The organism is Mycobacterium sp. 852014-50255_SCH5639931 (assembly GCF_001665605.1).
GTDB lineage: Bacteria > Actinomycetota > Actinomycetes > Mycobacteriales > Mycobacteriaceae > Mycobacterium > Mycobacterium paraffinicum.
The window spans coordinates 87,363-111,690 of record NZ_LZSV01000002.1 but is presented as its reverse complement, the minus strand read 5'-3'; the positions used below and the strand labels follow the sequence as shown (position 1 = coordinate 111,690).

The window sequence follows — 24,328 nt, the reverse complement described above, 5'->3', positions numbered from 1 at the left end:
GACAAAGGAGTGCGCCCACGGGTGGCACGGGCCGCAGCGCTGATACGCCAAGCGGGCCGATATTGCGCACGGATACGCTGACATCCGCATCAGAGCTTCGGAGGCCGGTAAGACATGAGTGACGCCGAGGACGACGCCACTCGCGACGCCCGACGCGCTGCGCTTGGCGCCGCCCCCTGGGAGCGGTTCTCGGAGCCACCGGCTGACTACAGTCGCCATCTCTGGCAGGCCGAGACCGCAGTCGAGCCCATCCAGTCCCGAGCCGCCGACGACGAGGAATCCGGATCCCATACGGCGGGCGGAGTGAGCGTCGCCGACCTGATCGCGAAACTCGGTGCCCCTTCGACCGCCCGGTCCACTCACCGTCGCGCCGAGTCGGACGTCGAACCCGTCGAGGCCGAATCGGCCCTGCCGGTGGAGCTGCAGAAAACGCAGGTGATCGAGGACCTGGCCTATTCGCTCGACGCGGTCTCGGAGCTCCCCGACCTCGACGCCGCCGACCATCCGAGCGGCCAGGGATCCGTATCCGACGACGATCCCGACGCTCAGCGGCGGACATCCCGGCGCCGCCGCCGGCCGATGCTGCTGGCCGCGCGCTCGGTGGCGGCGGTGCTCGCGGCGCTTACCCTGGCCATGACCGGCGGGGCGTGGCAATGGAGTACGTCGAAGAATGCCCGGCTCAACACCATCAATGCCCTCGACCAGGACTCCAGCGACATCCGCGACCGCAACGGCCAATACGGGGACGAAGACTTCTTGATCGTCGGCCTTGACTCTCGTGCCGGCGACAACGCCAACATGGGCGCCGGTAACACCGACGACGCGGACGGCGCCCGGTCGGACACCGTGATGCTGGTCAACATTCCGGCCAACCGCAAACGCGTGGTGGCGGTGTCGTTCCCGCGCGACCTGGCGATCACCCCGATGCAATGCGAGGCGTGGAACCCGGAGACGGGTAAGTACGGGCCCCTCTACGACGCAAAGACCAAATCCTGGGGCCCGAAGATGGTCTACACCGAGACCAAACTGAACTCGGCATTCGCCTTCGGCGGGCCGAAGTGTCTGGTCAAAGAGATCCAGAAGCTATCCGGTTTGAGCATCAATCGCTTCATCGCCGTCGACTTCGCGGGGTTCGCCAGAATGGTCGACGCCCTGGGCGGTGTGGAGGTGTGCTCGAAAACCGCGCTGCATGACTACGAGCTGGGCACGGTGCTCGACCACGGCGGCCGGCAAGTCCTGGACGGCTCGACCGCCCTGAATTACGTGCGAGCCCGCCAGGTCACCACCGAAACCAACGGGGACTACGGCCGCATCAAACGTCAGCAGCTGTTCTTGTCCTCGCTGCTGCGCTCGCTGATCTCCGAGGACACGCTGCTCGACCTGAACAAGCTCAACAATGTCGTCAACATGTTCATCAGCGACACCGTCGTCGACAACGTGCAGTCGAAGGACTTGATCCAACTCGGTCAGTCGTTGCAGGGCATGGCGGCCGGGCACGTCACGTTCGTCACCGTGCCGACCGGCGTCACCGACCAGAACGGCGACGAACCGCCGCGCATGGCCGACATGCGGGCGCTGTTCGACGCCATCATCAACGACGATCCGCTGCCCGAGGAAAACGACCAGAACGCAAAGAATCTCGAGACCTCCGACGACAAGTCCGGGCAGACGAAGGCACCCGCCACCAAGAAGGCGCCGGCCCCTACCGCGGCTCCCGAGGCCCGGCACGAGCAGGTCACCACGACCACGCCGGGCGATGTCACGGTGCGCGTCTCCAACGCGACGACGCAGAGCGGCCTGGCGGCCACCGCGACCAGCCAGCTCAAGCATGACGGCTTCAACGTGATGACGCCGGACGACTACCCGAGCTCGGTGAACACCACGACGGTGTTGTTCTCGCCCGGCAACGAGCAGGCGGCGGCGACCGTGGCGTCTTCCTTCGCCAACGCGAAGGTGCAGCGAGTGTCCGGCTACGGGCAGGTCGTTCAGGTGGTACTCGGACCCGACTTCAAGTCGGTCGCCACTCCCCAACCGAGCGGCTCGTCGATCAGCTTGCAGATCGAACGCGGCTCGAGCAGCGCCCCGGCCAAGCTGCCCGAGGACTTGACCGTTACCAACGCCGCCGACACCACCTGCGAGTAAGCGCCTTTGGCGGCGCTCCGCCGCTCTTTTTCTCTGCCGAGAACGTAGGCTTGGCGATATGCGGACCGCCTACCACGAGCAGCTCTCGGAGTTGTCCGAGCGGCTCGGCGAGATGTGCGGGCTGGCGGGCATCGCCATGGAGCGGGCCACCCAAGCCCTGCTGCAGGCCGATCTGGTGCTGGCCGAACAGGTGATCTCGGACCACGAGAAGATCGCCACCCTGAGCGCCCGCGCCGAGGAAAGCGCCTTCGTGCTGCTGGCCTTGCAGGCGCCGGTCGCCGGTGATCTGCGGTCCATCGTGAGCGCTATTCAAATGGTGGCCGACATCGACCGGATGGGCGCGCTGGCCCTGCACGTCGCGAAGATCGCCCGCCGCCGGCATCCCCAGCACGCGCTGCCCGAAGAGGTCAATGGTTACTTCGCCGAAATGGGCAGGGTCGCAGTCGAATTGGGGAACAGCGCGCAAGAAGTGGTGATGTCACGCGATCCGGAGAAAGCCGCCCGGATCCGCGAAGAAGACGACGCCATGGACGATCTGCACCGCCATCTGTTCTCGGTGCTGATGGACCGCGAGTGGAAGTACGGTGTGGCGGCCGCCGTCGACGTGACGCTCCTGGGCCGGTTCTACGAGCGCTTCGCCGACCACGCGGTCGAAGTAGCCAGGCGCGTCATCTTCCAGGCGACCGGCAAGCTGCCCGAGGAAGAAACGAAACCCACCTCGCAGTAAGCCAAAGCAGGGCCGGGCTAGCCGAAGCGCCCGGAGATGTAATCCTCTGTCGCCTTCTGGCTCGGGTTGGAGAAGATCTTTTCGGTGTCGTCGACCTCGATCAGTCGCCCCGGCTTTCCGACGGCTTCCAGGTTGAAGAACGCGGTGTAGTCGCTGACTCGCGCCGCCTGCTGCATGTTGTGGGTGACGATGACGATCGTGTAGTCCTGCTTCAGCTCGCTGATCAACTCCTCGATGGCCATCGTCGAGATCGGGTCCAGCGCAGAGCACGGCTCGTCCATGAGCAGCACGTCGGGCTGCACAGCGATCGCCCGCGCGATGCACAGGCGCTGCTGCTGGCCGCCGGACAATCCGCCGCCCGGCCTGTCCAGCCGGTCCTTGACCTCATCCCACAAGTTCGCGCCGCGCAGCGAGTATTCAGCGGTCTCGTCGAGCACCTTGCGATTGCGCACGCCCTGCAGCTTCAAACCCGCCACCACGTTGTCGCGAATCGACATGGCGGGGAACGGGTTCGGCCGCTGGAACACCATTCCGATCGCCCGGCGCACGCCGACGGGGTCGACCCCGGCGCCGTAGATGTCCTCGTCGTCGAGGAGCACGCTGCCCTCGACCCGGCCGCCGGGGACCACCTCGTGCATCCGGTTGAGCGTGCGCAGCACCGTCGTCTTGCCGCAGCCTGACGGGCCGATGAACGCGGTCACACTGCGGGGCAGGATCGACAGCGTCACATCCCCTACCGCGTGAAACGCACCGTAGTAGATGTTGACGGCTTTGAGGTCCAACCGCTTTGCCACTTAGTGCTCCTGCCTATGACTTTCTGGCGCCAAGAAACTTCGCTGTCACTCGGGCCCCGATGTTGATGGTGGCGATCACCAGGATGAGGGTTAGGGCGGCACCCCACAACCGATCCGTAGGGACCGGGTTCACGCCGGCACCGGCGCTGGTCTGGTTGTACATCATGCCGGGTAGCGTCCCCATGAATCCACTGAAGATGTCGAAGCTCATAGATTGCGAGTAACCGACGAGAATCAGCAATGGGGCCGTCTCGCCCATCACCCTGGCCACCGCCAGCATGATGCCCGTGATGATGCCGGAGACCCCGGTGGGAAGCACGACCCTGACGATCGTCTTCCATTTCGGGATGCCCAGCGCGTAACTGGCCTCGCGAAGATCCACCGGGACGATCCGCAGCATCTCCTCGGTGGCTCGCACGATCACCGGAAGCATCAACAGGACCAGCGCGAGGGACACCGCGAACTCGGAGCGAGGAAGTCCCAACGTCGCCACGAACAGCGCGTAAATGAACAACGCCGCCACGATCGAGGGCACTCCGCTCAGGACGTCCACCATGAACGTGGCCAGCCTGCCCAGCGGGGTACCGCCACCATATTCGGCCAGATAGATGGCGAGCATGAGGCCGATCGGGATGGAGATCAGCGCGCACACCACTCCTTGCAACACGGTGCCGACGATCGCGTGATAGGCGCCGCCGCCGGCCACGAACGCCGTCATGCCCGCTTGCGAATGCGTCCACCAAACGGTCGACGCGATCGCCTTGAAGCCCTTGGCGATCACCGAGTAGAGCACCAACAGCAGGGGCGTCACCGCAATCACCATCGACAGCGAAACCAGCACCGTCGCAACATGATCCGCGACCCGGCGGCGCCGGCTCGGCCGAGAGAACGTGCGCGGCTTCAGCGGGCGGTCCAACATCGAGGTCATCGCCCGGCGCTCCACCTGGTTTTGGAGGCGGCGCCGCGCGCCAGGGCGTCGACCAGGAAGGTGAGCACGAAGAGTGCCAGCCCCGCGGCGATGTACGCGCCGGCCTTGTATTGGTCATTGAACTGCGCCACGGTGCCCGCGATCTTGGTCGCGACCGTGGAGCCGCCGTCGAACAGCGACCAGCCGAACGCCGCCTGGGTTCCGCGCAAGATGATCAGCAACGCGACCGTCTCACCCATCGCGCGGCCCAGTCCCAGCACCGCTGCGCTGATGTATCCCGACCGCCCGAACGGCAGCACGATCGTCTTCACCACCTCCCAACGGGTGGCACCGAGGGCCAGCGCGGCCTCGACCTGATCCTGTGGTGTCTGGACGAACACCTCGCGGGTCACGGCGGTGATGATCGGCAGGATCATCACCGCCAGGACGATGCCGCCGGTGAAGATGGTGCCGCCGCCGGCCACCGACGCGTTGCCGTCGGCGAAAAGAAAGCACCAGCCCAGGTTGTGGTTCAGCCAGGTGGCCAGGGGTCGCAGCTGCGGCGCCAGCACATGCAGGCCCCACGCGCCGTAAATGATGGACGGGACCCCCGCCAGCAGATCGACGGCGTAGGCCAGGGAGGCGGCGGCGCGGCGCGGCGAGTACTGCGTGACGAAGATGGCGACGCCCAGCGCGACGGGCATGGCCAGGATCAACGCGAACGCCGACACGAACATGGTGACCTTCAGCAGGTCGGAGATGCCGAAGTGCATGGCCGAGGTGTCGGTGGTGATCCAGTTGCCGCCGTAGCTGAAGAAGTTCTCCCGATCGCGCCTCAGGGCCGGGATGGCCCGCAGCAGCAGGAATCCGCCAATTGCCCCGATGACGACGACGATCAGCAAGCCTGAGCCTTTGGCCAGCCAACGGAACGCGCGATCCCCGACGTGGGGGCGCGCATCTCCCCACGGGTTGATCGGTATCACCGGCGCTTCCGGGAAGGGCGCGGCGACGGTCGCGCCCGAGCCGGCGTCGATCGGGTTTGGCGTGGTCACTGTGATCCCAGCACAGTTCACTCGCTCCTTAAGCGCGGGGCCACTTGGTCACTGCAGAGCGTTGATCGCGGCAACCAGTCGCTCTTTGACCCTATCGGGCAGCGGGATATAGCCGGCCGAGGGAAGCTCGGTCTGCCCGCTGCCGGCGGCGACCGTGAGGAACGACTTGATCGCGCCGGAGGTGTCCGGGTCGGAGCCCTTCGAGCACACGATCTCGTACGTCGCCAGGACCAGCGGGTAGACACTCGGTTCTTGGGAGCGGTACATCGCGTTGAGGTCCAGCACCAGGTCGTTGCCGTCGGCCACGAAGTTGGCCGCCTTCACCGCATTCCCGGCCGTCTCGTTGGTGAGGGGGACCGCGACGCCCTTATTGGTGGCGATCTGGGCGTACGGCATACCGCCCTGGTCGGCGAAGCCCTTCTCGACGTATCCGATTGCGCCCGGCGTCGCCCGCACGGCCTGGACGACGCCGGCCGACTTCATGGCGCCCTCACCCACCCCGCCCTGAAATTCGGTGCCCACGCCTTTGGTCCAGCTCTGCGGCGCGGCGGCCGTCAGATATTTCTGCATGTTGTCGGTCGTTCCGGACGAGTCCGTCCGGTAGATCGGTGCGATCTTGGTGTCGGGCAGCACGACACCGGGATTGAGGGCCGCCAGGATGGGGTCATTCCAGGTGGTGATCCGTCCGCTGAAGATCTTGGCCAACGCGTCACTGCTCACCACCAATGCCGGCACTCCGGCCAGGTTGTAGACCAACGCGATCGGCCCGAACACCAGCGGCAAGTCCCACGCCGGGTTTCCCTCGCATCGTGCGGCGGCCGGACCGATCTGGTCGGCGGCCAGCGGCGAGTCGGCGCCCGCGAAGTCGACATGGCCGGCGATGAACTGCTCGCGGCCGGCGCCCGAACCGGTCGGGTTGTACGACACGCTCTTGCCCGGGCAGTACTGGCCCCAGACCTGGTTGAACAACGCCATCGCGTTTTGTTGGGCCGTCGAGCCTTCCGCCGTCAGCTTGTTCTTGCCGCCGCATCCCGCCGTGCCCGTGGGCCCGGAGGCCGCTGCCGCCGACGCGTCGCGGCGGTTCTGGTCGCTGCCACAGCCGGTCAATGCGCCCGTACCCACTGCCACCGCCACCGCCAGCACCGCCAGCGCTCTGCCACCACCCCTGTCGAGCCTCACCGATCTAGCTTCCTGCCCCCTACGGGCCCGCGTGTGCCCCGCCGGCCATCTCCCAACAGGTTGCCAGGTCGTCGCGAAAATATGCCCTGTCGCATCCCGCGCACCCGGTTTCGCGCGTGCGCGTCTGTCAGCCGGAGGCGACGGCGTAGGCGGTGTCCACGCTGTAGGTGGTGAAGCCCAAGCGCTGGTAGGTGCGCACCGCGGCGACGTTGTCCGACTCCACGTAGAGCAGCACGGTCGGTTCGGCCGCCCCGGCCAGCCGCCGCGCCAACGACTCGATCCCGATGGCCGTCAGCATCTGCCCCAGACCCCGCCCCTGCGCCGACGGGTCGACGCCCACGACGTAGACCTCCCCCAGGCCGGGTTGATCGGGATGCACCTTTGTCCAGTGGAAGCCCAGCAGCTTGCCCGGCTGATCGGTTTCGGACACGCCGAAAGCGAGGAACAAGCCGTCCGGGTCGAACCACGGCTCGTTGCGCCGCTCGGCCAGCTGCACTTCGGTCCAGCCGCCCTGTTCGGGATGGTCGGCGAAGGCGGCGTTGTTGACGCGCAGCAGCTCAGCGTCGTCGGCGGTTCCCGCGTAGGTGCAGACCCGTACGCCGGGCACGGGGCGGACCAAGTCGTGGGTGTCACGCAGCGTGCGGCGCATCTGCAGCAATTCGCGTACCGGGACCAGGCCCAGCGCGTCGGCGGTGGCCCGGGCCGGCTCGAGTGTGCCGTGCGCCCAGAACCGGTTCCGTCCGCCGGTCTCGGCCAGGGCCGCACGCGCCAGCGCCGTCCCGAAGCCGTGCCGGCGGACCCGCGGATGCACGACGAGTTCCGCCATCGCGGCTTCTGCGTCGTGCGAGAGATTGAGGTACCCCACGGTCTCGTCGGTCTCGGTGATGAGCAGATGCCCGGTGCGATCGTGCGCGAGCTCGCGCAGCACCTGTTCACCGACGGGCGCCACCCCATCGAATTCCGTTGTCGCCGTGATTAGTTCGCGCACTTGCCGCTGCTCGTCCGCGGTCAGCGCCGAGCGCCACTCAGGCGTGGTCACTGACTGCGCAACGGGTCGCCCAGGGGCTCTTGCATTTCCTCGGAGTCGGACTCGGCGTCGTCGGCGGCTTCGTCGTCCATGGTGTCGGCGATCGGGGCGCGGCCACGTGCAGGCCGGACGGCTTTGTAGCCGACGTTGCGCACCGTGCCGATCAGCGCCTCGTATTCGGGGCCGAGTTTGGCGCGCAGCCGACGCACGTGCACGTCCACGGTGCGGGTGCCGCCGAAGAAGTCGTATCCCCAGACTTCGTGCAGGAGCTGCGCGCGGGTGAAGACGCGTCCGGCATGCTGGGCGAGGTACTTGAGCAACTCGAACTCTTTGTAGGTCAGGTCGAGCGGGCGTCCCCGCAGTCTCGCGGTGTAGGTGCCCTCGTCGATCACCAGCTCACCCAGGCTCACCTTGCCGGCGCTTTCCTGGTCGGCCAGCCCGCCGCGACGCCCGACCACCAGCCGCAGCCTGGCGTCGATCTCGGCGGGTCCGGTGCTCGGCAGCAGGATCTCGTCCAGCCCCCAGTCGGCGCTGACCGCCACCAGACCACCTTCGCTCACGACAGCCAAGACGGGGACCGACCGGCCCGCCGTGCTCAACAGCCGGCAAAGGCCACGGGCCGACGACAAATCGGTGCGCGCGTCCACCAGCACGGCGTCCGCAGTCCCAGCCTCGAGCAACGAGGACGGTTCCGCCGGTGCCGTCCGGACGGTGTGGGGAAGCAGCGACAACGACGGCAGGACCGGGTCGGGATGCAGCTCCGAGGTAAGCAGTAATAGCTCCAACTAGCCCCTCCAGCTCGGGGGAACGGCATCTTCCACAATTCGCAACGCAACAACGCGTTAGTTGCCAGGCCACCTAACGATAACTTGCCACCTGCCATTTTTGCGTGGTGACGACGCAGTGTGAGCCCCGCCACCCGGGCGGTCCGCGACACGGCGCGCAGGGGGTTACGCGACAATATGCGGGTGCGCAAGGTCCTGATCGGGGTGGCGGCCGCGGCGATCGCCGTGGCCGCGGTTGTGCTCGGTGCGGTTGTTGTCGACTACGGAAGCAGCATCTACGCCGAATACCGGCTGTCCTGCAGCGTGCGCAAGGCGGCCAATCTGAGGTCCGACCCGTTCGTGGCCATCGTGGCGTTTCCCTTCATCCCGCAGGCGATGCGCCACCACTACAACCAGGTGGAGATCAAAGCCAACGCCGTCGACCATGCAACGGTCGGCAAGGCCACCCTCGAAGCCACGATGTACGCGGTCGATCTGGGCCACGCGTCTTGGCTGATCGAACCCGCCGCGAAGCTGCCGGTGGGCAAACTGGAGAGCCGCATCATCATCGGCTCGACCCACCTGGGCCGTTATATGGGCATCAGCGACCTGATGGTCGAGGCGCCGCCGAAGGAGACCAACACCGCCACAGGCGGCGTCACCGCGTCGGGCATCTCCGACAGCCACGGTCTGGTGTTCAGCGGCACCCCACACTCGGCCAACTTCGAGCACCGGGTGAGCGTCTCGGTGGACCTTTCCATCGCCCCGGACGACCAGTCGACGCTGGTGATCACGCCGACCGGCGTCTTGACCGGGGCGGACACCGCGGATCAAGCCGTTCCGGATGACAAGCGGGATGCGGTGCTGCGCGCCTTCACCACCAGGGTGCCCAACCAGCGGCTCCCGTTCGGAGTGGCACCGAAGACCGAGGGCGCGCGCGGCTCAGACGTGATCATCGAGGGCATCAGTTATGGAGCGACCGTCGATCTGGACGGTTTCAAGCAGTCGTGACCCCGGCATCGCCGACGGCTTGCGGTCCGCGGGGCAACCGCCGCTGGATTTGATCGCTGAACGTCATTCGGTAAGCTAGCCGACGTGCTAGCCCGCATTGAGCCCCTGCTCACCCAACGCCGCGCAGTCGATCTGTGCCGCACCGCGGGCTGTTGCTGTCGCTGTAGCTGCTGAGTCGCCGCGCACTTTCGCGTCGCACTCGGAGCAGCCCCGGAACGTTACCGTGGCCCGTCTCCCGTCGTTCCCTCAGCAACAGGCGTATCCAGGAGTAGTACCGTGCCGATCAGCAACACCACCCAGCCAGACACCGTCGACGTGCGCGGTCCGCGGTTTGCCGCCTGGGTTACCACCGCAGTCCTGGTGATCACCCTCGCCGTGTCCGCCGCCAGTCCCCTGGCGGCGGCGGTCATTCTGGGGGTGCAGGCCATTGTCTTCGCCGTCGGCGCCGCGGGCGGCCCGCGCAAGCATCCCTATGGGCGGATATTCGCCCTAGTCGTGGCACCCCGGCTCGGCCCCGTCACCGAGCGGGAACCGGTCGCACCGCTGAAGTTCGCCCAACTCGTCGGCCTGATCTTCGCGCTCGTGGGCGTCGTCGCGTTCGCCGCGGGCGCCTTCTTGGTCGGCGTCATCGCCACCGCCGGGGCGCTCGTCGCCGCCTTCCTGAATGCCGCCTTCGGCATCTGCCTGGGTTGCCAGCTCTACCCACTGGTTGCGCGTTTCCGAGGAGCCGCGCGCACCACATGACCTGTTCATAGAAAGCGATCGAAAGGATCCCCCGCATGGCACGCTCCGACGTCCTGGTCTCCGTGGACTGGGCCGAGAGCAATCTCGACGCAGCCGGCGTCGTCTTCGTCGAAGTCGACGAGGACACCAGCGCATACGACACCGGCCACATCCCCGGCGCGATCAGGCTGGACTGGCGTTCCGACTTGCAGGACCCGGTGAAGCGGGACTTCGTCGACGCGCAGCAATTCTCGAAACTGCTCAGCGAACGCGGCATCTCCAACGACGACACCGTGATCCTCTACGGCGGCAACAACAACTGGTTCGCCGCCTACGCCTACTGGTACTTCAAGCTGTACGGCCATGACAAGGTCAAGCTGCTCGACGGCGGCCGCAAGAAGTGGGAACTCGATGGGCGCGCACTGTCCAGCGACACGGTCACCCGGCCGGCAACCTCTTACACCGCCGCCGCGCCGGACAACAGCATCCGGGCGTTCCGCGACGAGGTCATCGCTGCCATCAACGCCACGAACCTGGTCGACGTGCGTTCACCCGACGAGTTCTCCGGCAAGATCCTGGCGCCGGCGCATCTGCCGCAGGAGCAGAGCCAGCGGCCCGGCCATATTCCCGGAGCGATCAACGTGCCGTGGAGCAAGGCCGCCAACGAGGACGGGACCTTCAAATCCGACGAGGAGCTGGCCAAGCTCTACGCCGACGCCGGACTGGACGGCACCAAGGAAACGATCGCGTACTGCCGCATCGGGGAGCGTTCGTCGCACACCTGGTTCGTGCTCCGGGAATTACTCGGCCACAAAAACGTCAAGAACTACGACGGAAGTTGGACGGAATACGGCTCCCTGGTGGGTGCCCCGATTGAGTTGGGAAGCTGATATGTGCTCTGCCCCGAAGCAAGGAGTGACGTTGCCCGCCAGCGTCGACTTGGAGAAGGAAACGGTGATCACCGGCCGGGTCGTGGACAGCGACGGCCAGGCGGTGGGTGGCGCGTTCGTCCGCTTGCTCGACTCGTCGGACGAGTTCACCGCCGAGGTCGTCGCGTCGGCCACGGGCGACTTCCGGTTCTTCGCGGCGCCGGGGTCCTGGACGCTGCGGGCGTTGTCGGCCGCCGGCAACGGGAATGCCGTGGTGAGCCCGTCGGGCGCGGGGATCCACGAGGTGGACGTCAAGATCGCCTGAGACCCCGACTGCCCTGACCGGGATCTCCCGCGGCGAATAGACTTGTCCCCGTGGTGCTCTTCTTCGAAATCATGCTGGTCGTCGCCGTCGTGGTGATCTCATGGTTCGCGCTGTACACGCTGTACCGGCTCATCACCGACGAATCGTGACCTCTGACGAACCGGGTTCTTCTGCGAGCTCCGGCGATCGCGCGGTGGCCGCCGCCGCTGAGCGCGCCAAGCTGACCGCCGGCCGCAACATTCCCGCCTTCGACGACCTGCCGTTTCCCGCCGACACCGCCAACCTGCGCGAAGGCGCCAACCTGAATGACGCATTGCTGGCGCTGCTGCCGCTCGTCGGTGTGTGGCGCGGAGAAGGCGAGGGTCGCGGACACGACGGGGACTACCGGTTCGGCCAGCAGATCGTCGTCTCGCACGACGGCGGCGACTACCTGAATTGGGAATCCCGCTCGTGGCGCCTCAGCGACACGGGCGAATACCAGCAGCACGCCTTGCGGGAAACGGGCTTCTGGCGCTTCGTCAGCGACCCCGATGACCCGAGCGAATCACAGGCCATCGAGTTGCTGTTGGCCCACTCCGCCGGGTACGTCGAACTGTTCTACGGACGGCCCCGCACCCAGTCGTCGTGGGAGCTGGTGACCGATGCGCTGGCCCGCAGCCGATCGGGTGTGCTGGTCGGCGGCGCCAAACGGCTCTACGGAATCGTCGAGGGCGGCGACCTGGCCTACGTCGAGGAACGGGTGGACGCTGACGGCGGCCTCGTTCCACACCTTTCGGCGCGGCTCTCGCGGTACGCCGGATAGCCGCCGACCTGTTGCCCGCCTGGGTAACTCGGCGGTGCGCACCGGCCCGCAATCATTGCTTTCGGCCTACCTTTTGCGTGTACTGTTCGACGTCCGAACAGCCGATACCGCGCGAAGGGAGATCGGCGGATGCGTCCCACGAGGGCACCCTCGCCCACGTTGCGCTGGGGCCTAACCGCGGTCGGCGTGCTGCTCATCGTGTACCTAAGTGTCCTGGACCTGTGGCCCTCGATCACCGACGCGCTGCCACCGGCCCTCGGCTGGTTCGGCCGGCCCGGATCGATGCCCACGCTCGCGATCGTCGTGGCCGTGCTGATCGCGGCGTGCGTACTGACCTTCCGCTCCGACAACAGCCACCGAGTGGTGGGCGTTTCGTTCACCGTGATCGCCGTCCTCATCGGCATGAGCGCGATCCTGGGCCTGACCTCGTATTGGGGATGCCACGACGCCAACCATCCCGCTTTCTTCACGCCACTGATGGCGACGGCCAGTCTGGTCAAGGGCGGCACCGGCGACTTCTCGGTGAGTGGGCGAACCTGCCCGAGCCCGACGCCGGTCGGCCTGGAACTGGCCCGCATCGCAGCACTTTCGGCGATCTTCACCGGATTGGGGGGCGTCGTGGTGGGGGTCTTCCGGGCCCAGGTGGACCGGATGCGGGCCAACCTCGCTGACTCCGTCACCGCCATCGTCGGCATCGACGGCGACACCCAGTCGATCGTCAGCGGGGTCGCGCGGACGCTGGACCGGCGCAGCACGCTGGTCGTCATCACCGGCGCCAGCGATGACCGGGTGCAGCGGGCACGCAGGCAGGGCGCCCGGGTCGTCCTGGTGGACTTCAACAACCCGTCCACCCTGGTGTCGCCGCGGCTGTGGCGCCACCTGTCCCGCCTCTACCTGATGGCGCCCGATCCGGCGATCAACCTGTTGTGGCTGGAGCTGATCGGCCGCCGGCTCGACGAGGTCGCCCACAAACGGCGGTTGCCGCTGATCGTGCGGATGGACGACCCCTGGCTGGCCCAGGCCTGGCGGGCCCAGCAGTTCGGCGGGTCGGACATTCGGTGGGCGGCCGACGTGGTCGGCAAGTATGAGGTGACCGCGGCAAGGCTACTCGACGGCATCATCGCAACTGGGCGAACGAAGCGGGTATTCGTCTGCGGCACTTCACAATTGACCCTGGCGCTGTGCGCGGACCTGACCCAACGCGCCCTGGAACGCGACTTCTACACGCCGCCGGGCGCGGTGCCGTTGCCCGCGCTCACCCTGGTCGAAAGGGACGCCCCGGAGTACTTGGCAGATCACGAGTTCTACCGGCAGCAGGCCGGATTCATGTCGGAGGGGCCGACCATCGATGCCACCGCCGAGGCGCCGACGGTGCCGACCATGCTGAAGCTGATCGGTGACGTCGACCCCGCGACCAGCGCCGTGATCTTCGTGGACTCCCACGCCGCCACGACCGCGGCGAGGCTGGCGGCCCGCTTCCCCGACATGCCCATCTACGCCTCGGACCTCAACACCAGCATCACTGACGACTCGGTTCAGGTCGTCGGCCGAATGCAGTCCTACTCGCTGGTGCTGGACACCCAGGAGGGCCAGGTGCAGGACGCCTGGGAGCGAGCGGCGAGGTTGATCCACGAGCGGTATGTCTCGACGATCGACGCGGCCGCGCCACGGTCTCCGGCCGCCATGCCCTGGGCCGAGCTCAACGAGTTTTACCGGGGGTCCAACCGGCGTCAGGTGCGCAACGCGCTGTGGATGGTGGAGCAGATCGCGGGGCACACCTGGAATACGTGGGGCAGCCCGCCCGCCCAGCTGTCCGGCAACGAAATGGCGGGACTGCCTCCCTTGGAGCAGCTGGCCCTGATGGGCTTCGACCAGTATTCGGCGATGAGCATGGCCCGCGCCGAGCACGAGGATTGGTGCCGCTACTACCGGCGCAACGGCTGGAAATTCGGTTCGCCGCGCGACGATTCGCGCAAGATCCACAACAAGCTGGTCGACTGGGTGGTCGTCGAGAGCGATCCGGAGCTGCTCAATGCCGCGGTGCGCAGCCTGGCGGCCACGTTGTGGAGCCTGCGCCGGCTTGGCTTCCGGTCGCGCCCGCTCTGGCGGTCCTTCACCCGGGTGGGGACGGTGGCCGCCGAACAACGAAGCGCCCCATGGACGTGGACGTCGGATTCGGGGCACACCATGCGCGCCGACGCCGGCGACTGGGCGATCCAGGAAGACGGCAGGGTGTGGTCTGTTCGCGACGACATCTTCAGGGATTCCTACGAGCCGGCCGGTGACGGGCGCTGGCAGCGCAAAGGGCGGGTCCAGGCCCGTCCTGCCTACCCGGGCGAGACGGTAAACACGTTGGAAGGGCCGACAACCGCAGCGGAGGGCGACTGGGTCGTCCGGGGATCCACCGGCGAGCAGTGGCCGGTTCCCGGTGCCGAATTCGCGCGTCGCTATGCCGAATTCCACCCTCCCGAGGACGCTTCGGCCTTTGGCGGCGCCCAGGGTTAAGTTTTAGCCGTCGCACCCCGAATAGCCGTGAATTTGCGCCGTCTGACACCGCCCGACACTGATACGGTATCGGCGCATGCCCAATAGCCGCGTGCGCCGATCTCGCCGTTCGTTTGCTACGCCTCCCCGTAGGAGACCGTGATGCCGCTGTTCATCAGCTACTCGAGCCAAGACAGGGCGGCGGTGGACGCCCTGACGGCCGCGCTTCGGCGCGCGCAGCAACAAGTTTGGTTCGACCAAGAGCTCGGCGGCGGCGAGTCGTGGTGGAACAAGATCCTCGAGCAGGTCCGCTCGTGTGACGTGTTCATCGTTGCGCTGTCCAACAACTGGCTGCAGTCCAAGCCCAGCCAGGCCGAGTTGCGCTACGCGAGGGCGCTGAACCGGCCGATCCTTCCCGTGCGCATCGGTGACGTCGACAGCATGCGCGTGAATCCCCTTGCCGCATTACAGATCATCGACTACCGGGAACCGACCGTCGACGCCGGCATCCAACTCGTTACCGCGATACACGCGCTGCAAAGCAAGCCGGTGCCGTTGCCGGACCCGCTGCCCGAAGAACCGCCCGTCCCGTTCGGGTACATCACCCGGTTGGGCGACACTCTCGCCGAAAAAGAACTCAGCCCGCAGGCGCAGACCCAGCTTTTGATCGAACTCAGGCAGGGACTCGACGAGGACGGCGACGATCCCAGCGCCCGCGGCGACATCGGGCAACTGTTGCGCATGCTGCGCCTGCGCCACGACGTCACCTACCGCACCCGCACCGAAATCGACAACGTGCTGGCCGAGATCGAGGCCAAGGACGGCAAGCCCGACGCCGCGACCACGACCGAGGCGCAGGCCGCGGCCGCAGCGCAGCCCGCCGCCGCGGCCCCAGCCGGCGGCCCGGCCGCCAGGGCCGCGGCGCCAGAGCCGGTGGGCGGATCCAGCAAGCGGCTGCTCATCATCGGCGGCGCCGCCGTGGCGGTGATCGCGGCGATCGCGATCGTCTTCGTACTCACCACGCAGGGCGGCAAGACCAAATCCGCCCCGAAGGCCGGCACCGGCCCGAATTCGACTCAGACCGCCGCCAACCCAGCGCCAAGTGTCCCGGATTCCGGGAATGCCTCGAAGCTGGACTCCTATCTCCTCGGCCCCGCGGAGGTCGGTGCGGTCGTGGGCGACCCGAACCTGGTGGTTTCCGACAAGGCCGCGCAGCTGCGCAACTTCCGGCCGACGCTGTCCAACCCGGATTGCAAGGGCGTCTTCGAACCCATCGAAGAATCGGCCTATAAGGGTGCGGACGGTTACACCGGGCTGAGTGGCCAAGCCGTGCACACCCCCGGCGAGAACCAGGCTCACCGCGTCTACGAAGCGGTCGTACAGTTTTCGTCGCCCGACAAGGCGACCGCGTTCGTGCAGGCGTCCGCGGATAGGTGGAAGGCCTGCGCGGGCCAATCGATCACGTTGACCTTCAACGGCAAGTCCAGCGAGTGGAAGTTCGGTGACGTCACCGGGGCCGTGCCGAAAATCTATCAAGGGCGGACGCAGGCGGACGGAACCCGCGCCTGCCATCACGCGCTGCACGCGGCGTCGAGTGTGGTCGTGGACCTCTTGGTGTGCGGGCCCGACGCCGAGAACGGTCAGGCGGGCAAACTCGCCGGCCAGATAGCCGCGAAGGTGAGCGAGTAACGGCTCCAGACATGGAGCGGCCCCCGAGCAAGGCTCCTGGTTGGACAGACCGGAAGCTCGGGGGCCGGGTGGCTACGGGGAATTCGCCAGCGCGCGTAAATCGCCGGCTCTTCGAAAGCCACTGCTGCTAGCGCGCAGCCACCTCACATGTCCATGAAGCTATCAATTCCTCGGACCACCTCCCTTCTTGTGTACGGCCGACCGTACCCGCGATTGCGCAAGCCGACAACACAATTCAGCGCTTAGCGATCACTGACGATCGCCGAGTCGACCAGTGCGGCGAATTCGGCGGCCAGCGGAGACCGGGGCAGCGGCCGACCGTCGAGCGTGTGTACGCGGGCGGCCAACGTCATACTTGAGACCAGCCAGATCCCTTGCGCCGCATTGAGATCGGCGAGCCGCAACGCGCGATAGTCGCAGTCGTAGCCCTTGTCCCGCGCCACCTCGAAGAGGGCCTGCTGTGTGGTGCCACGCAAAATCGGATACCACGGCGGCGGTGTCAGCAGGCACAGGTTCCCGCCTGCCGCGGTTTCGTCAGCGGCCGCGATCACCACCGTCGAGCGCGGTCCTTCCAGGATGTAGCCATCCGAGCTGACGAAGATCACGTCACCGGCCCCTTGCCGGGCGGCGTGACGCAAAGCCGCCATGTTGACCGCGTAGGACAACGTCTTGGCGCCGGCGAGCAGCCACGGCATCGCGCCGGCACCGCCCGAGGGCAGTCCGCGGTCCAACGTCACCGCGGCCAGGCCCTCGCGCCGAACCGCCGTCACTCGTTCGGGGACGGCGTTGACCATCACATAGGTGGTCGGCGTCGTCCCGCCCTCCCGGCCGCGGCTGTAGATCAGCCGCATCGCGCCTTCGTCAGCGGTGTCCGCGACCCACTGCCGAGTGGCCAGGTCGATCGCATCGCGCCAGCTCGGCAGGTCCGGCTCGGGCAGGTCCATCAGCCTCGCCGACTGGGTCAGCCGCTGCAGATGGGACTCGACCAGACAGGGCCTGCCGTCGCGGACCAGCAGCGTCTCGAAGATGCCGTCGCCGCGAACCGCCGCCAAGTCGTCGGCGTGCAGCAGAGGCGCGTCCGGCGGATGAATCGCGCCGTCCAGCGTGACGATCACACCCGCCTGGCCTGCCATGAAGGTAAAGCCTAGCCGCGAATGTGAGGGTGGCCGCACGCTCGGCGGACGGGGCGCCAGGGGGTCCGTAGAGTTGACGTGTGTCTCGCGCCGGCGACGATGCAGAGCGTAGCGATGAGGAGGAGCGGCGCACATGAACGCAGTTCCTGCACCCGATGCCGGACCCGACGCGGGCGCCGTCTGGCATTACGGCGATCCCCTGGGCGAACAGCGCGCGGCCGAAACCGCTGCAGTCGTGGTGGACCGCTCAAACCGCGCAGTCCTCACCCTGACCGGTGGTGACCGCCAGAAGTGGCTCCACAGCATCTCCACCCAGCACGTCAGCGACCTCCCCGAGGGCGCCAGCACGCAGAACCTCAGCCTCGACGGTCAGGGCCGCGTCGAGGACCACTGGGTCCAAACCGAACTCGGCGGCACCACCTACCTGGACACCGAACCCTGGCGCGGCGAACCGCTACTGAAATACCTGCGCAAGATGGTCTTCTGGTCTGATGTCACCCCGGCTGCCGCCGACATGGCGGTGCTTTCGCTGTTGGGCCCGCGCCTGTCCGACCGGGCGGTGCTCGACGCGCTCGGCGTGGAAGCCCTGCCCGCCGAGCTGACGGCGATCCCGGTGGCCGGTGGGGGCTTTGTGCGGCGGATGCCCGGCGGCCCCGCCGGCCAGATCGAACTGGATTTGGTGGTCCCGCGCGGCGAGTCCGCCGGCTGGCAGAAACGTTTGGTCCAGGCGGGCCTGCGACCCGCGGGGGTCTGGGCGTACGAAGCGCACCGGGTGGTGGCGCTGCGCCCGCGATTGGGCGTCGACACCGATGAGCGCACGATTCCGCACGAGGTGGGGTGGATCGGCGGCCCCGGCGAGGGCGCCGTCCACCTGGACAAGGGCTGTTACCGGGGGCAAGAGACCGTCGCGCGGGTGCACAACCTCGGTAAACCACCCCGGATGCTGGTGCTGTTGCACCTCGACGGTTCGGTCGAGCGGCCGTCGACGGGTGACCCGGTGGTCGCCGGCGGTCGCGCGGTCGGTCGCCTTGGCACCGTGGTGGACCACGTGGACCTCGGGCCGGTGGCCCTGGCGCTCATCAAGCGCGGGGTGCCGGCGGACACGGAATTGGCGACCGGCCCGCAGGCTTCGGTGGCTGCGGTGATCGACGCCGATTCGCTGCCACGCACGGAACAGATCGGCGCGGGACGGCTGGCCGTTGAACGCTTGCGGGGCGGTGCGAGATAATTGTGAATGACGTCCGCCACAGCGGCAGGGGGCACCGACGCCCAACCGTAAGGCACGGTAAACTGTCGGCAGGACAATAACGACACCAGGAGATCGGAGCCGCCTGATTCGGGCCGCTCCGTTATTGCGCGAGGGGGTTCCCCCATGGGCCGCGGCCGGGCTAAGGCAAAGCAGACCAAGGTTGCTCGAGAACTCAAATACAGTTCCCCGCAGACCGACTTCCAGCGGCTACAGCGCGAGCTGGCAGGAACGGATGCCGACGACTCCACCGGACTGGAGGACGACAGCGTCGCCGACTCCTGGGCAGACAGCGACGACTGGCGTCGCTAAGACCCACGCCGCTGCGCCGCTGCCATTCGCTTCGGCACGGCGCTAGCCCGGCTCCCGCCCTTTAAAATCTCGGGTGCTGCCCGACGAGCTTTGCCCGCGGGCCTTCTTTACCGCCTTTGCAGACGGTTCCCAACACCCAGCAGTCCAAGTGCCGGGCGGTCAAGATGGCCAGGGCCCGGTCGGTGTCCTCGGGGGCGACGATGGCGACCATGCCCACGCCCATGTTGAACGTCTTCTCCATCTCCTCGCGCGCCACCCGGCCACGCTGGGCGATCATGGCGAACACCGGTGCGGGCGTCCAGGTCCCGCGGTCGATCTCGGCGACCAGGCCGTGCGGGATGACGCGTTGCAGGTTGCCGGCCAGCCCGCCGCCGGTGACATGGCAGAACGTGCGGACATGGGTTTCGGCGGTCAACGCCAGGCAGTCTTTGGCGTAGATCCGGGTGGGTTCCAACAGCTCTTCACCCAGCGTGCGGCCGAACTCCTCGACATAACCCGCCAGGTTCATCCGGTCGATCTCAAGCAGCACCGTGCGGGCCAGGGAGTAGCCGTTGGAATGCAGGCCGGAGGAGCCCATCGCGATGATGGTGTCGCCGGGTTTGACGCGTTCGGGACCCAACACGTCGTCGGCCTCGACGACGCCGATACCGGTCGCCGAGATGTCGTAGTGGTCCGGTTCCATCAGGCCGGGGTGCTCGGCCGTTTCCCCGCCCAGCAGCGCGCAGCCGGCGCGCACGCACCCCTCGGCGATACCCGCCACGATCGCGCTGAGGCGTTCGGGCACCGTTCGGCCCACCGCGATGTAGTCCTGCAGGAAAAGCGGCTCGGCGCCGCACACCACGAGGTCGTCGACCACCATCGCGACCAGGTCCAGGCCGACGGTGTCGTGCTTGTCCATCGCCTGGGCGACCGCCAGCTTGGTTCCCACACCGTCGGTGGACGCCGCCAGCAGCGGTTCGCGGTAATCGTTGCGCAACGCGAACAGCCCGGCGAACCCACCTAGGCCGCCCCGCACCTCGGGCCTGGTGGCCTTCGTCGCCAGCGGCTTGAACATTTCAACGGCGCGGTCGCCCGCCTCAATGTCCACCCCGGCCGAGGCGTAGGTGATGCCGTGGGTGCCCGGGCTTCGTCCGGGGCTTTTTCCGGGATCCGTCATCGCGATAAAGGCTACCGGGCGCCGCCGACCGCCGTTATCAAACGTCTTGGAAGGGGCGCGCCGGACGTCCGTCAGTGGACGATCGGCACTTCGTCGGGTGCCAGATCGTCGAGACCGGCTCCGCGGGCGGCGTTGGTGAGCATGTGCTCGATGACGTTCTTGCCCAAAGCCGTCTCCTCGGGCAGTTCGATCGGATACTTGCCGTCAAAACAGGCGGTGCAGAGCCGCGACGCGGGTTGCTCGGACGCCGCCACCAGGCCGCGCAGCGAGATGTAGCCGAGGGTGTCCGCGCCGATGGCATGCCGCACCGCCTCGAGTATCTCCTCTTTGTCCTGCACGGCGTTGGCGATCAACTCGGCCGGCGACGGGAAGTCGATGCCATAGAAGCAGGGCCACTTCACCGGCGGCGACGCGATCCGCACGTGGACTTCGACGGCGCCGGCCTCGCGCAGCATGCGCAGTAGCGCGCGCTGGGTGTTTCCCCGCACGATCGAGTCGTCGACGACGATGAGCCGCTTGCCGCGGATGACCTCGCGAAGTGGGTTGAGCTTCAACCGGATACCGAGCTGGCGGATGGTCTGGGACGGCTGGATGAAGGTCCGCCCGACGTAGGCGTTCTTCATCAGGCCCTGCCCGTAAGGAATGCCGGACTCCTGCGCGTATCCCACCGCGGCCGGGGTGCCCGACTCCGGGACCCCGATCACCAGATCGGCGTCGACCGGGCATTCACGGGCCAGCCGGCGACCGATCTCCACCCGGGTGGCGTGCACGGACCGGCCGGCGATCGTGCTGTCCGGACGCGCCAGGTAGACGTATTCGAAGACGCAGCCCTTGGGGGTGGGGTTGGCGAAACGCGTGGAGCGCACCCCGTCGGCGTCGATCGCGAGCAGCTCGCCCGGCTCGATGTCGCGTACGAACGACGCGCCGACGATGTCGAGGGCCGCCGTTTCGGAGGCCACCACCCAGCCGCGATCCAGCCGTCCGAGCGAAAGTGGCCGCACCCCATGCGGATCGCGGCAGGCATACAGCGTGTTCTCGTCCATGAACGTCAGACAGAACGCGCCGCGCACGGTTGGCAGCAGATCCAGGGCCGCCCGCTCCAGCGTGGAATCGGCCGCGCCGTGGGCTAGCAGCGCGCCCAAGATGTCGGAGTCCGTCGTGGCGGGGGCGGGCGCACGCCGGGCGATCAGTCCCGCGTCGCGGGCGCGGGCGGCCAGCTCGGCGGTGTTGACCAGGTTTCCGTTGTGCCCCAGAGCGACGCCGGTGCCGGCGGCGGTGTTGCGGAACACCGGTTGCGCGTTCTCCCAAGTGGTGTCACCCGTGGTGGAGTAGCGGCAATGCCCGATGGCCACATGGCCCGGCATTGCCGCGAGCGTCTGCTCGTCGAACACCTGGCTGACCAAGCCCAAGTCTTTGAATACGAGGACCTGCGATCCATCGGCGACGGCGATACCCGCGGCTTCCTGCCCGCGATGCTGCAGGGCGTACAAGCCGTAATAGGTGAGTTTTGCGACGTCCTCGCCCGGGGCCCAAACCCCAAAGACACCACACTCTTCACGAGGCGAGTTCAGGTCCTGCTCGGGTTCCTGGACGGTCACGATTGGGCGGCTCCCTGGGGAACGATTGGTGACGTAACGGAGTCTACGGGTCCGACGCCCGCGACCGCGAATTAGCAGCGCGTGTTGGGCGGCGAAAATTCCCGCACCCGACCCTAAACCTGCAGTTCAGAGTTGTCATTCAGCCGACACCGAACAAGGGCAGACAGTGTTCGATCTCACCCGTCCGAGCGCCGGAAAGGCTCAGCGCACCGGCGTCCTTCGCGTCCTGGAAGGACAGCATCCCGGTCGCCAGCAGCAGCCACGTCCGCGGATCGGTCTCCACCACGTTGGGAGGCGTGCCCCGGGTGTGCCTCGGCCCGGCGACGCATTGCACCGCGACAAACGGCGGTATACGCACCTCGACGCTGGCGCCGGGCGCCACGGCGGCCAGAGTGCGGGCGGTGAGCCGGACGGCCGCGGCCAGGCCCTCGCGGTCGGGGGCCGGCAGGGATTCGTCGCGCAACCAATCCGCCACCGCCAACACGGCCTGCCGGGTCTTTGCCGGATCGGCCTTTTCACGGGCGGCCATACCCTAGGGTCTCAAACTCATGGAGCGTCGTCGCCTGCGGCGCGGGCCACCGTACAAGACCGTCGGCCTCGTGACGATCATCATCATGGGTTTGGCCGGGTCGCTCCTGTACCTACAGTTCCGTGGCGACCTCACGCCGACGACGAAGCTCACCATGGTCGCCACCCGGGCCGGACTGGTGATGGATCCGGGATCCAAGGTCACCTACAACGGGGTGCAGATCGGCAGGGTGGCGAGCATTTCCGAGATCACCCGCGACGGCAAGCCGGCCGCCAAGGTGGTCCTTGATATCACCCCCCGGTTCGTCCCGATGATCCCGGCCAACGTGGCGGCCGCCATCAAGGCGACCACGGTCTTCGGCAACAAATACGTCGCGTTGAACTCGCCGCCTCAGCCCGCGGCCCAAGCGATCACACCGTCGACCGTGATCGATGCGAGGTCCGTGACGACCGAATTCAACACCGTGTTCGAAACACTCATCTCGATCGCCGAGAAAGTCGATCCGGTCAAGGTGAATCTGACGCTCAGCGCGGCCGCGCAAGCCCTGACGGGATTGGGCGACAAGTTCGGCGAATCTGTGGTCAACGGCAACACCATCCTCGACGACGTGAATCCCCAGATGCGCGAAATCCGCGCCGACATTCAGCAGTTGGCCGCGCTCGGTGACACGTACGCCAACGCCTCGCCGGACTTGTGGGACGCGCTCGACCACGCGGTGACCACGGCGCGTGCGCTCAACCGCCAGCAAGCCGACCTGGACGCGGCGCTGCTGGCGGCGGCCGGACTGGGCGGCACGGGCGCCGACGTATTCGGTCGCGGCGGACCGTACCTGGCGCGGGGGGCCGCCGATCTGGTCAGCTCCGGCCAGCTGCTCGACGAGTACAGTCCGGAAATCTTTTGCACCATCCGCAATTTCAATGAAGTCGGACCCAAGATCCACAACGCCCTCGGCGACAACGGCTACTCGCTGGGTGCCCACGCCGCGGGCGCAATCGCCGGGGCACCCAATCCGTACATCTGGCCGGAGAATCTGCCCCGGACCAACGCCAGGGGCGGCCCCGGCGGCCTGCCGGGCTGTTGGCAGACGATCACCCGGCAGCTGTGGCCGGCGCCGTTTCTGGTGATGGACACCGGCGCAAGCATGGCCCCCTACAACCACTTCGAACTCGGCTCACCACTTTTCGTCGAGCATGTGTGGGGTCGGCAACTGGGCGACTACACCATCAACCCGTGACGCCGCACGCCCAGCGCGACGATCGCGCCGGCCTCGTTGATGGCCAAGTGCACCAACATCGGCGCGGCGATGCTGCCGGAACAGTCTGCCAGCCAACCGAATAACCAGCCTGCGATGCCCGTCACCAAAACGGTGCCCACCACCGGGTCACCCGCCGACCTCGCGTCCGCGACGTGGGAGAGCCCAAAGCACGCCGCTTGCAACAACATTCCACCCGACCTGCCGCACGCCCTGGAAGCGGCGGCGGTCAGCGCGGCGCGAAACGCGGCCTCCTCGGCCCAGACGGTCCCGACGGGGATTCGCAGCAGCAACCAGCCGGACACCGATCCGGGCGGCTCCCGCTCGGCCATCGATGCCCGCACCGAAGGCACCGCCGTCGTCGCCGCGATCACGCTCGCCGCCGCCGCGCCGGCCGCCGACCCAAGCCGCAGCCCCGCCCACAGCCGCGGCGGAGATAAACCCAGCGGAGCACGCGTCACCAGCACCAGCAGGCCGGCCGCACCCGCCTGCACCGCGGCGCGCCAGGCCGTGGGCAGTCGCGGGCCGACGAAGCTCCAGCCAACCAGGGCGGCGGCCAAAGAGAACGCTTCCGCCCGGCGAAAACCGGTTCGGCCCATCAGGATTC

Annotated in this window: 24 protein-coding genes; 13 read left to right on the top strand and 11 right to left on the bottom strand. The window is 67.4% G+C overall.

The annotated features are described in order from the left end of the window. Positions 1-114: 114 nt before the first annotated feature. Together A5758_RS00965 and phoU are read left to right on the top strand one after the other, a co-directional pair. Positions 115-2,142, top strand: a complete 2,028-nt coding sequence (locus A5758_RS00965) for an LCP family protein (protein ID WP_067735254.1) — start codon at positions 115-117, stop codon at positions 2,140-2,142. A 58-nt stretch (positions 2,143-2,200) separates the two neighbouring features. After that, entirely contained in the window at positions 2,201-2,869 is a 669-nt protein-coding gene (gene phoU, locus A5758_RS00960) for a phosphate signaling complex protein PhoU (RefSeq protein WP_066957929.1), read from the top strand. A gap of 17 nt (positions 2,870-2,886) precedes the next feature. Here the strand turns inward: phoU and pstB are convergent, their stop codons facing one another. The 6 genes from pstB to A5758_RS00930 all read right to left on the bottom strand — a co-directional run bounded on the left by pstB (position 2,887) and on the right by A5758_RS00930 (position 8,613). Continuing rightward, positions 2,887-3,663 (bottom strand): phosphate ABC transporter ATP-binding protein PstB, encoded by a 777-nt coding sequence (gene pstB / locus A5758_RS00955; protein WP_067202987.1) that lies wholly within the window; start codon positions 3,661-3,663, stop codon positions 2,887-2,889. A gap of 13 nt (positions 3,664-3,676) precedes the next feature. Next, the gene (gene pstA, locus A5758_RS00950) at positions 3,677-4,591 is read right to left on the bottom strand and encodes a phosphate ABC transporter permease PstA (RefSeq protein WP_067203159.1); all 915 of its coding nucleotides are present in this window, start codon (positions 4,589-4,591) and stop codon (positions 3,677-3,679) included. Beyond that, the gene (gene pstC / locus A5758_RS00945; protein WP_369816356.1) at positions 4,588-5,622 is read right to left on the bottom strand and encodes a phosphate ABC transporter permease subunit PstC; all 1,035 of its coding nucleotides are present in this window, start codon (positions 5,620-5,622) and stop codon (positions 4,588-4,590) included. Before pstC ends, pstA begins: the two co-directional genes overlap by 4 nt. Before the next feature lie 48 nt (positions 5,623-5,670). Continuing rightward, a complete protein-coding gene (gene pstS / locus A5758_RS00940; RefSeq protein WP_067735251.1) occupies positions 5,671-6,801 on the bottom strand; it encodes a phosphate ABC transporter substrate-binding protein PstS in 1,131 nt (376 codons plus the stop codon). A 127-nt stretch (positions 6,802-6,928) separates the two neighbouring features. Beyond that, positions 6,929-7,840: a mycothiol synthase gene (gene mshD / locus A5758_RS00935; RefSeq protein ID WP_067735248.1), complete on the bottom strand. Its 912-nt coding sequence runs from the start codon at positions 7,838-7,840 to the stop codon at positions 6,929-6,931. Beyond that, on the bottom strand, positions 7,837-8,613 hold the full coding sequence (locus A5758_RS00930; RefSeq protein ID WP_067202995.1) for a response regulator transcription factor: 777 nt from the start codon (positions 8,611-8,613) through the stop codon (positions 7,837-7,839). The genes mshD and A5758_RS00930 overlap by 4 nt, the downstream gene beginning before the upstream one ends. A 177-nt stretch (positions 8,614-8,790) precedes the next feature. Here A5758_RS00930 and lmeA point away from each other — a divergent pair, with 177 nt between their 5' ends. From lmeA to A5758_RS00895, 8 genes are all read left to right on the top strand, one after another. After that, a complete protein-coding gene (lmeA, locus tag A5758_RS00925; RefSeq protein WP_067735245.1) occupies positions 8,791-9,603 on the top strand; it encodes a mannan chain length control protein LmeA in 813 nt (270 codons plus the stop codon). Positions 9,604-9,687: 84 nt separating this feature from the next. Beyond that, positions 9,688-9,777 (top strand): Ms5788A family Cys-rich leader peptide, encoded by a 90-nt coding sequence (locus A5758_RS26435; protein ID WP_369816355.1) that lies wholly within the window; start codon positions 9,688-9,690, stop codon positions 9,775-9,777. A gap of 102 nt (positions 9,778-9,879) precedes the next feature. Then, positions 9,880-10,347 carry a DUF4395 domain-containing protein gene (locus A5758_RS00920; protein WP_067203000.1) on the top strand — a complete coding sequence of 156 codons (468 nt, stop codon included), beginning with the start codon at positions 9,880-9,882 and terminating at the stop codon, positions 10,345-10,347. Positions 10,348-10,382: 35 nt separating this feature from the next. Further along, positions 10,383-11,216, top strand: coding sequence for a sulfurtransferase (locus tag A5758_RS00915; protein WP_067203002.1), 834 nt, complete (start codon positions 10,383-10,385; stop codon positions 11,214-11,216). Position 11,217: 1 nt separating this feature from the next. Continuing rightward, positions 11,218-11,520 (top strand): DUF1416 domain-containing protein, encoded by a 303-nt coding sequence (locus tag A5758_RS00910; protein WP_055403506.1) that lies wholly within the window; start codon positions 11,218-11,220, stop codon positions 11,518-11,520. Between the two features lie 145 nt (positions 11,521-11,665). Continuing rightward, positions 11,666-12,322: an FABP family protein gene (locus A5758_RS00905; RefSeq protein ID WP_067735242.1), complete on the top strand. Its 657-nt coding sequence runs from the start codon at positions 11,666-11,668 to the stop codon at positions 12,320-12,322. Positions 12,323-12,451: 129 nt separating this feature from the next. Continuing rightward, on the top strand, positions 12,452-14,827 hold the full coding sequence (locus A5758_RS00900) for a hypothetical protein (protein WP_067735239.1): 2,376 nt from the start codon (positions 12,452-12,454) through the stop codon (positions 14,825-14,827). A 141-nt stretch (positions 14,828-14,968) separates the two neighbouring features. Continuing rightward, positions 14,969-16,495 (top strand): sensor domain-containing protein, encoded by a 1,527-nt coding sequence (locus tag A5758_RS00895; protein ID WP_067735236.1) that lies wholly within the window; start codon positions 14,969-14,971, stop codon positions 16,493-16,495. Positions 16,496-16,737: 242 nt separating this feature from the next. Here A5758_RS00895 and A5758_RS00890 read toward each other — a convergent pair whose 3' ends face one another. Beyond that, positions 16,738-17,610 carry an aminodeoxychorismate lyase gene (locus tag A5758_RS00890; RefSeq protein ID WP_156622467.1) on the bottom strand — a complete coding sequence of 291 codons (873 nt, stop codon included), beginning with the start codon at positions 17,608-17,610 and terminating at the stop codon, positions 16,738-16,740. Between the two features lie 151 nt (positions 17,611-17,761). On the opposite strand from A5758_RS00890, the gene A5758_RS00885 reads away from it, so the two are divergent. Together A5758_RS00885 and A5758_RS00880 are read left to right on the top strand one after the other, a co-directional pair. Continuing rightward, positions 17,762-18,856: a folate-binding protein YgfZ gene (locus tag A5758_RS00885; RefSeq protein ID WP_067735233.1), complete on the top strand. Its 1,095-nt coding sequence runs from the start codon at positions 17,762-17,764 to the stop codon at positions 18,854-18,856. A gap of 144 nt (positions 18,857-19,000) precedes the next feature. After that, entirely contained in the window at positions 19,001-19,186 is a 186-nt protein-coding gene (locus tag A5758_RS00880; protein ID WP_067735230.1) for a DUF3073 domain-containing protein, read from the top strand. Positions 19,187-19,247: 61 nt separating this feature from the next. Here the strand turns inward: A5758_RS00880 and purM are convergent, their stop codons facing one another. The 3 genes from purM to A5758_RS00865 form a co-directional block, all read right to left on the bottom strand. Continuing rightward, entirely contained in the window at positions 19,248-20,342 is a 1,095-nt protein-coding gene (gene purM / locus A5758_RS00875; RefSeq protein ID WP_067735227.1) for a phosphoribosylformylglycinamidine cyclo-ligase, read from the bottom strand. 71 nt (positions 20,343-20,413) lie between these two features. Then, entirely contained in the window at positions 20,414-21,940 is a 1,527-nt protein-coding gene (gene purF, locus A5758_RS00870) for an amidophosphoribosyltransferase (RefSeq protein WP_067203019.1), read from the bottom strand. Positions 21,941-22,079: 139 nt separating this feature from the next. After that, positions 22,080-22,469: a sterol carrier family protein gene (locus A5758_RS00865; protein WP_067203021.1), complete on the bottom strand. Its 390-nt coding sequence runs from the start codon at positions 22,467-22,469 to the stop codon at positions 22,080-22,082. A 19-nt stretch (positions 22,470-22,488) separates the two neighbouring features. On the opposite strand from A5758_RS00865, the gene A5758_RS00860 reads away from it, so the two are divergent. Beyond that, complete coding sequence (locus tag A5758_RS00860) at positions 22,489-23,703, top strand: MCE family protein (protein ID WP_067735224.1); 1,215 nt, start codon at positions 22,489-22,491, stop codon at positions 23,701-23,703. On the opposite strand, the gene A5758_RS00855 is transcribed toward A5758_RS00860, so the two are convergent. Continuing rightward, positions 23,685-24,320, bottom strand: a complete 636-nt coding sequence (locus A5758_RS00855) for a CPBP family intramembrane glutamic endopeptidase (RefSeq protein WP_067735221.1) — start codon at positions 24,318-24,320, stop codon at positions 23,685-23,687. The two genes, A5758_RS00860 and A5758_RS00855, sit on opposite strands and share 19 nt — an antisense overlap. Between the last annotated feature and the right edge of the window lie 8 nt (positions 24,321-24,328).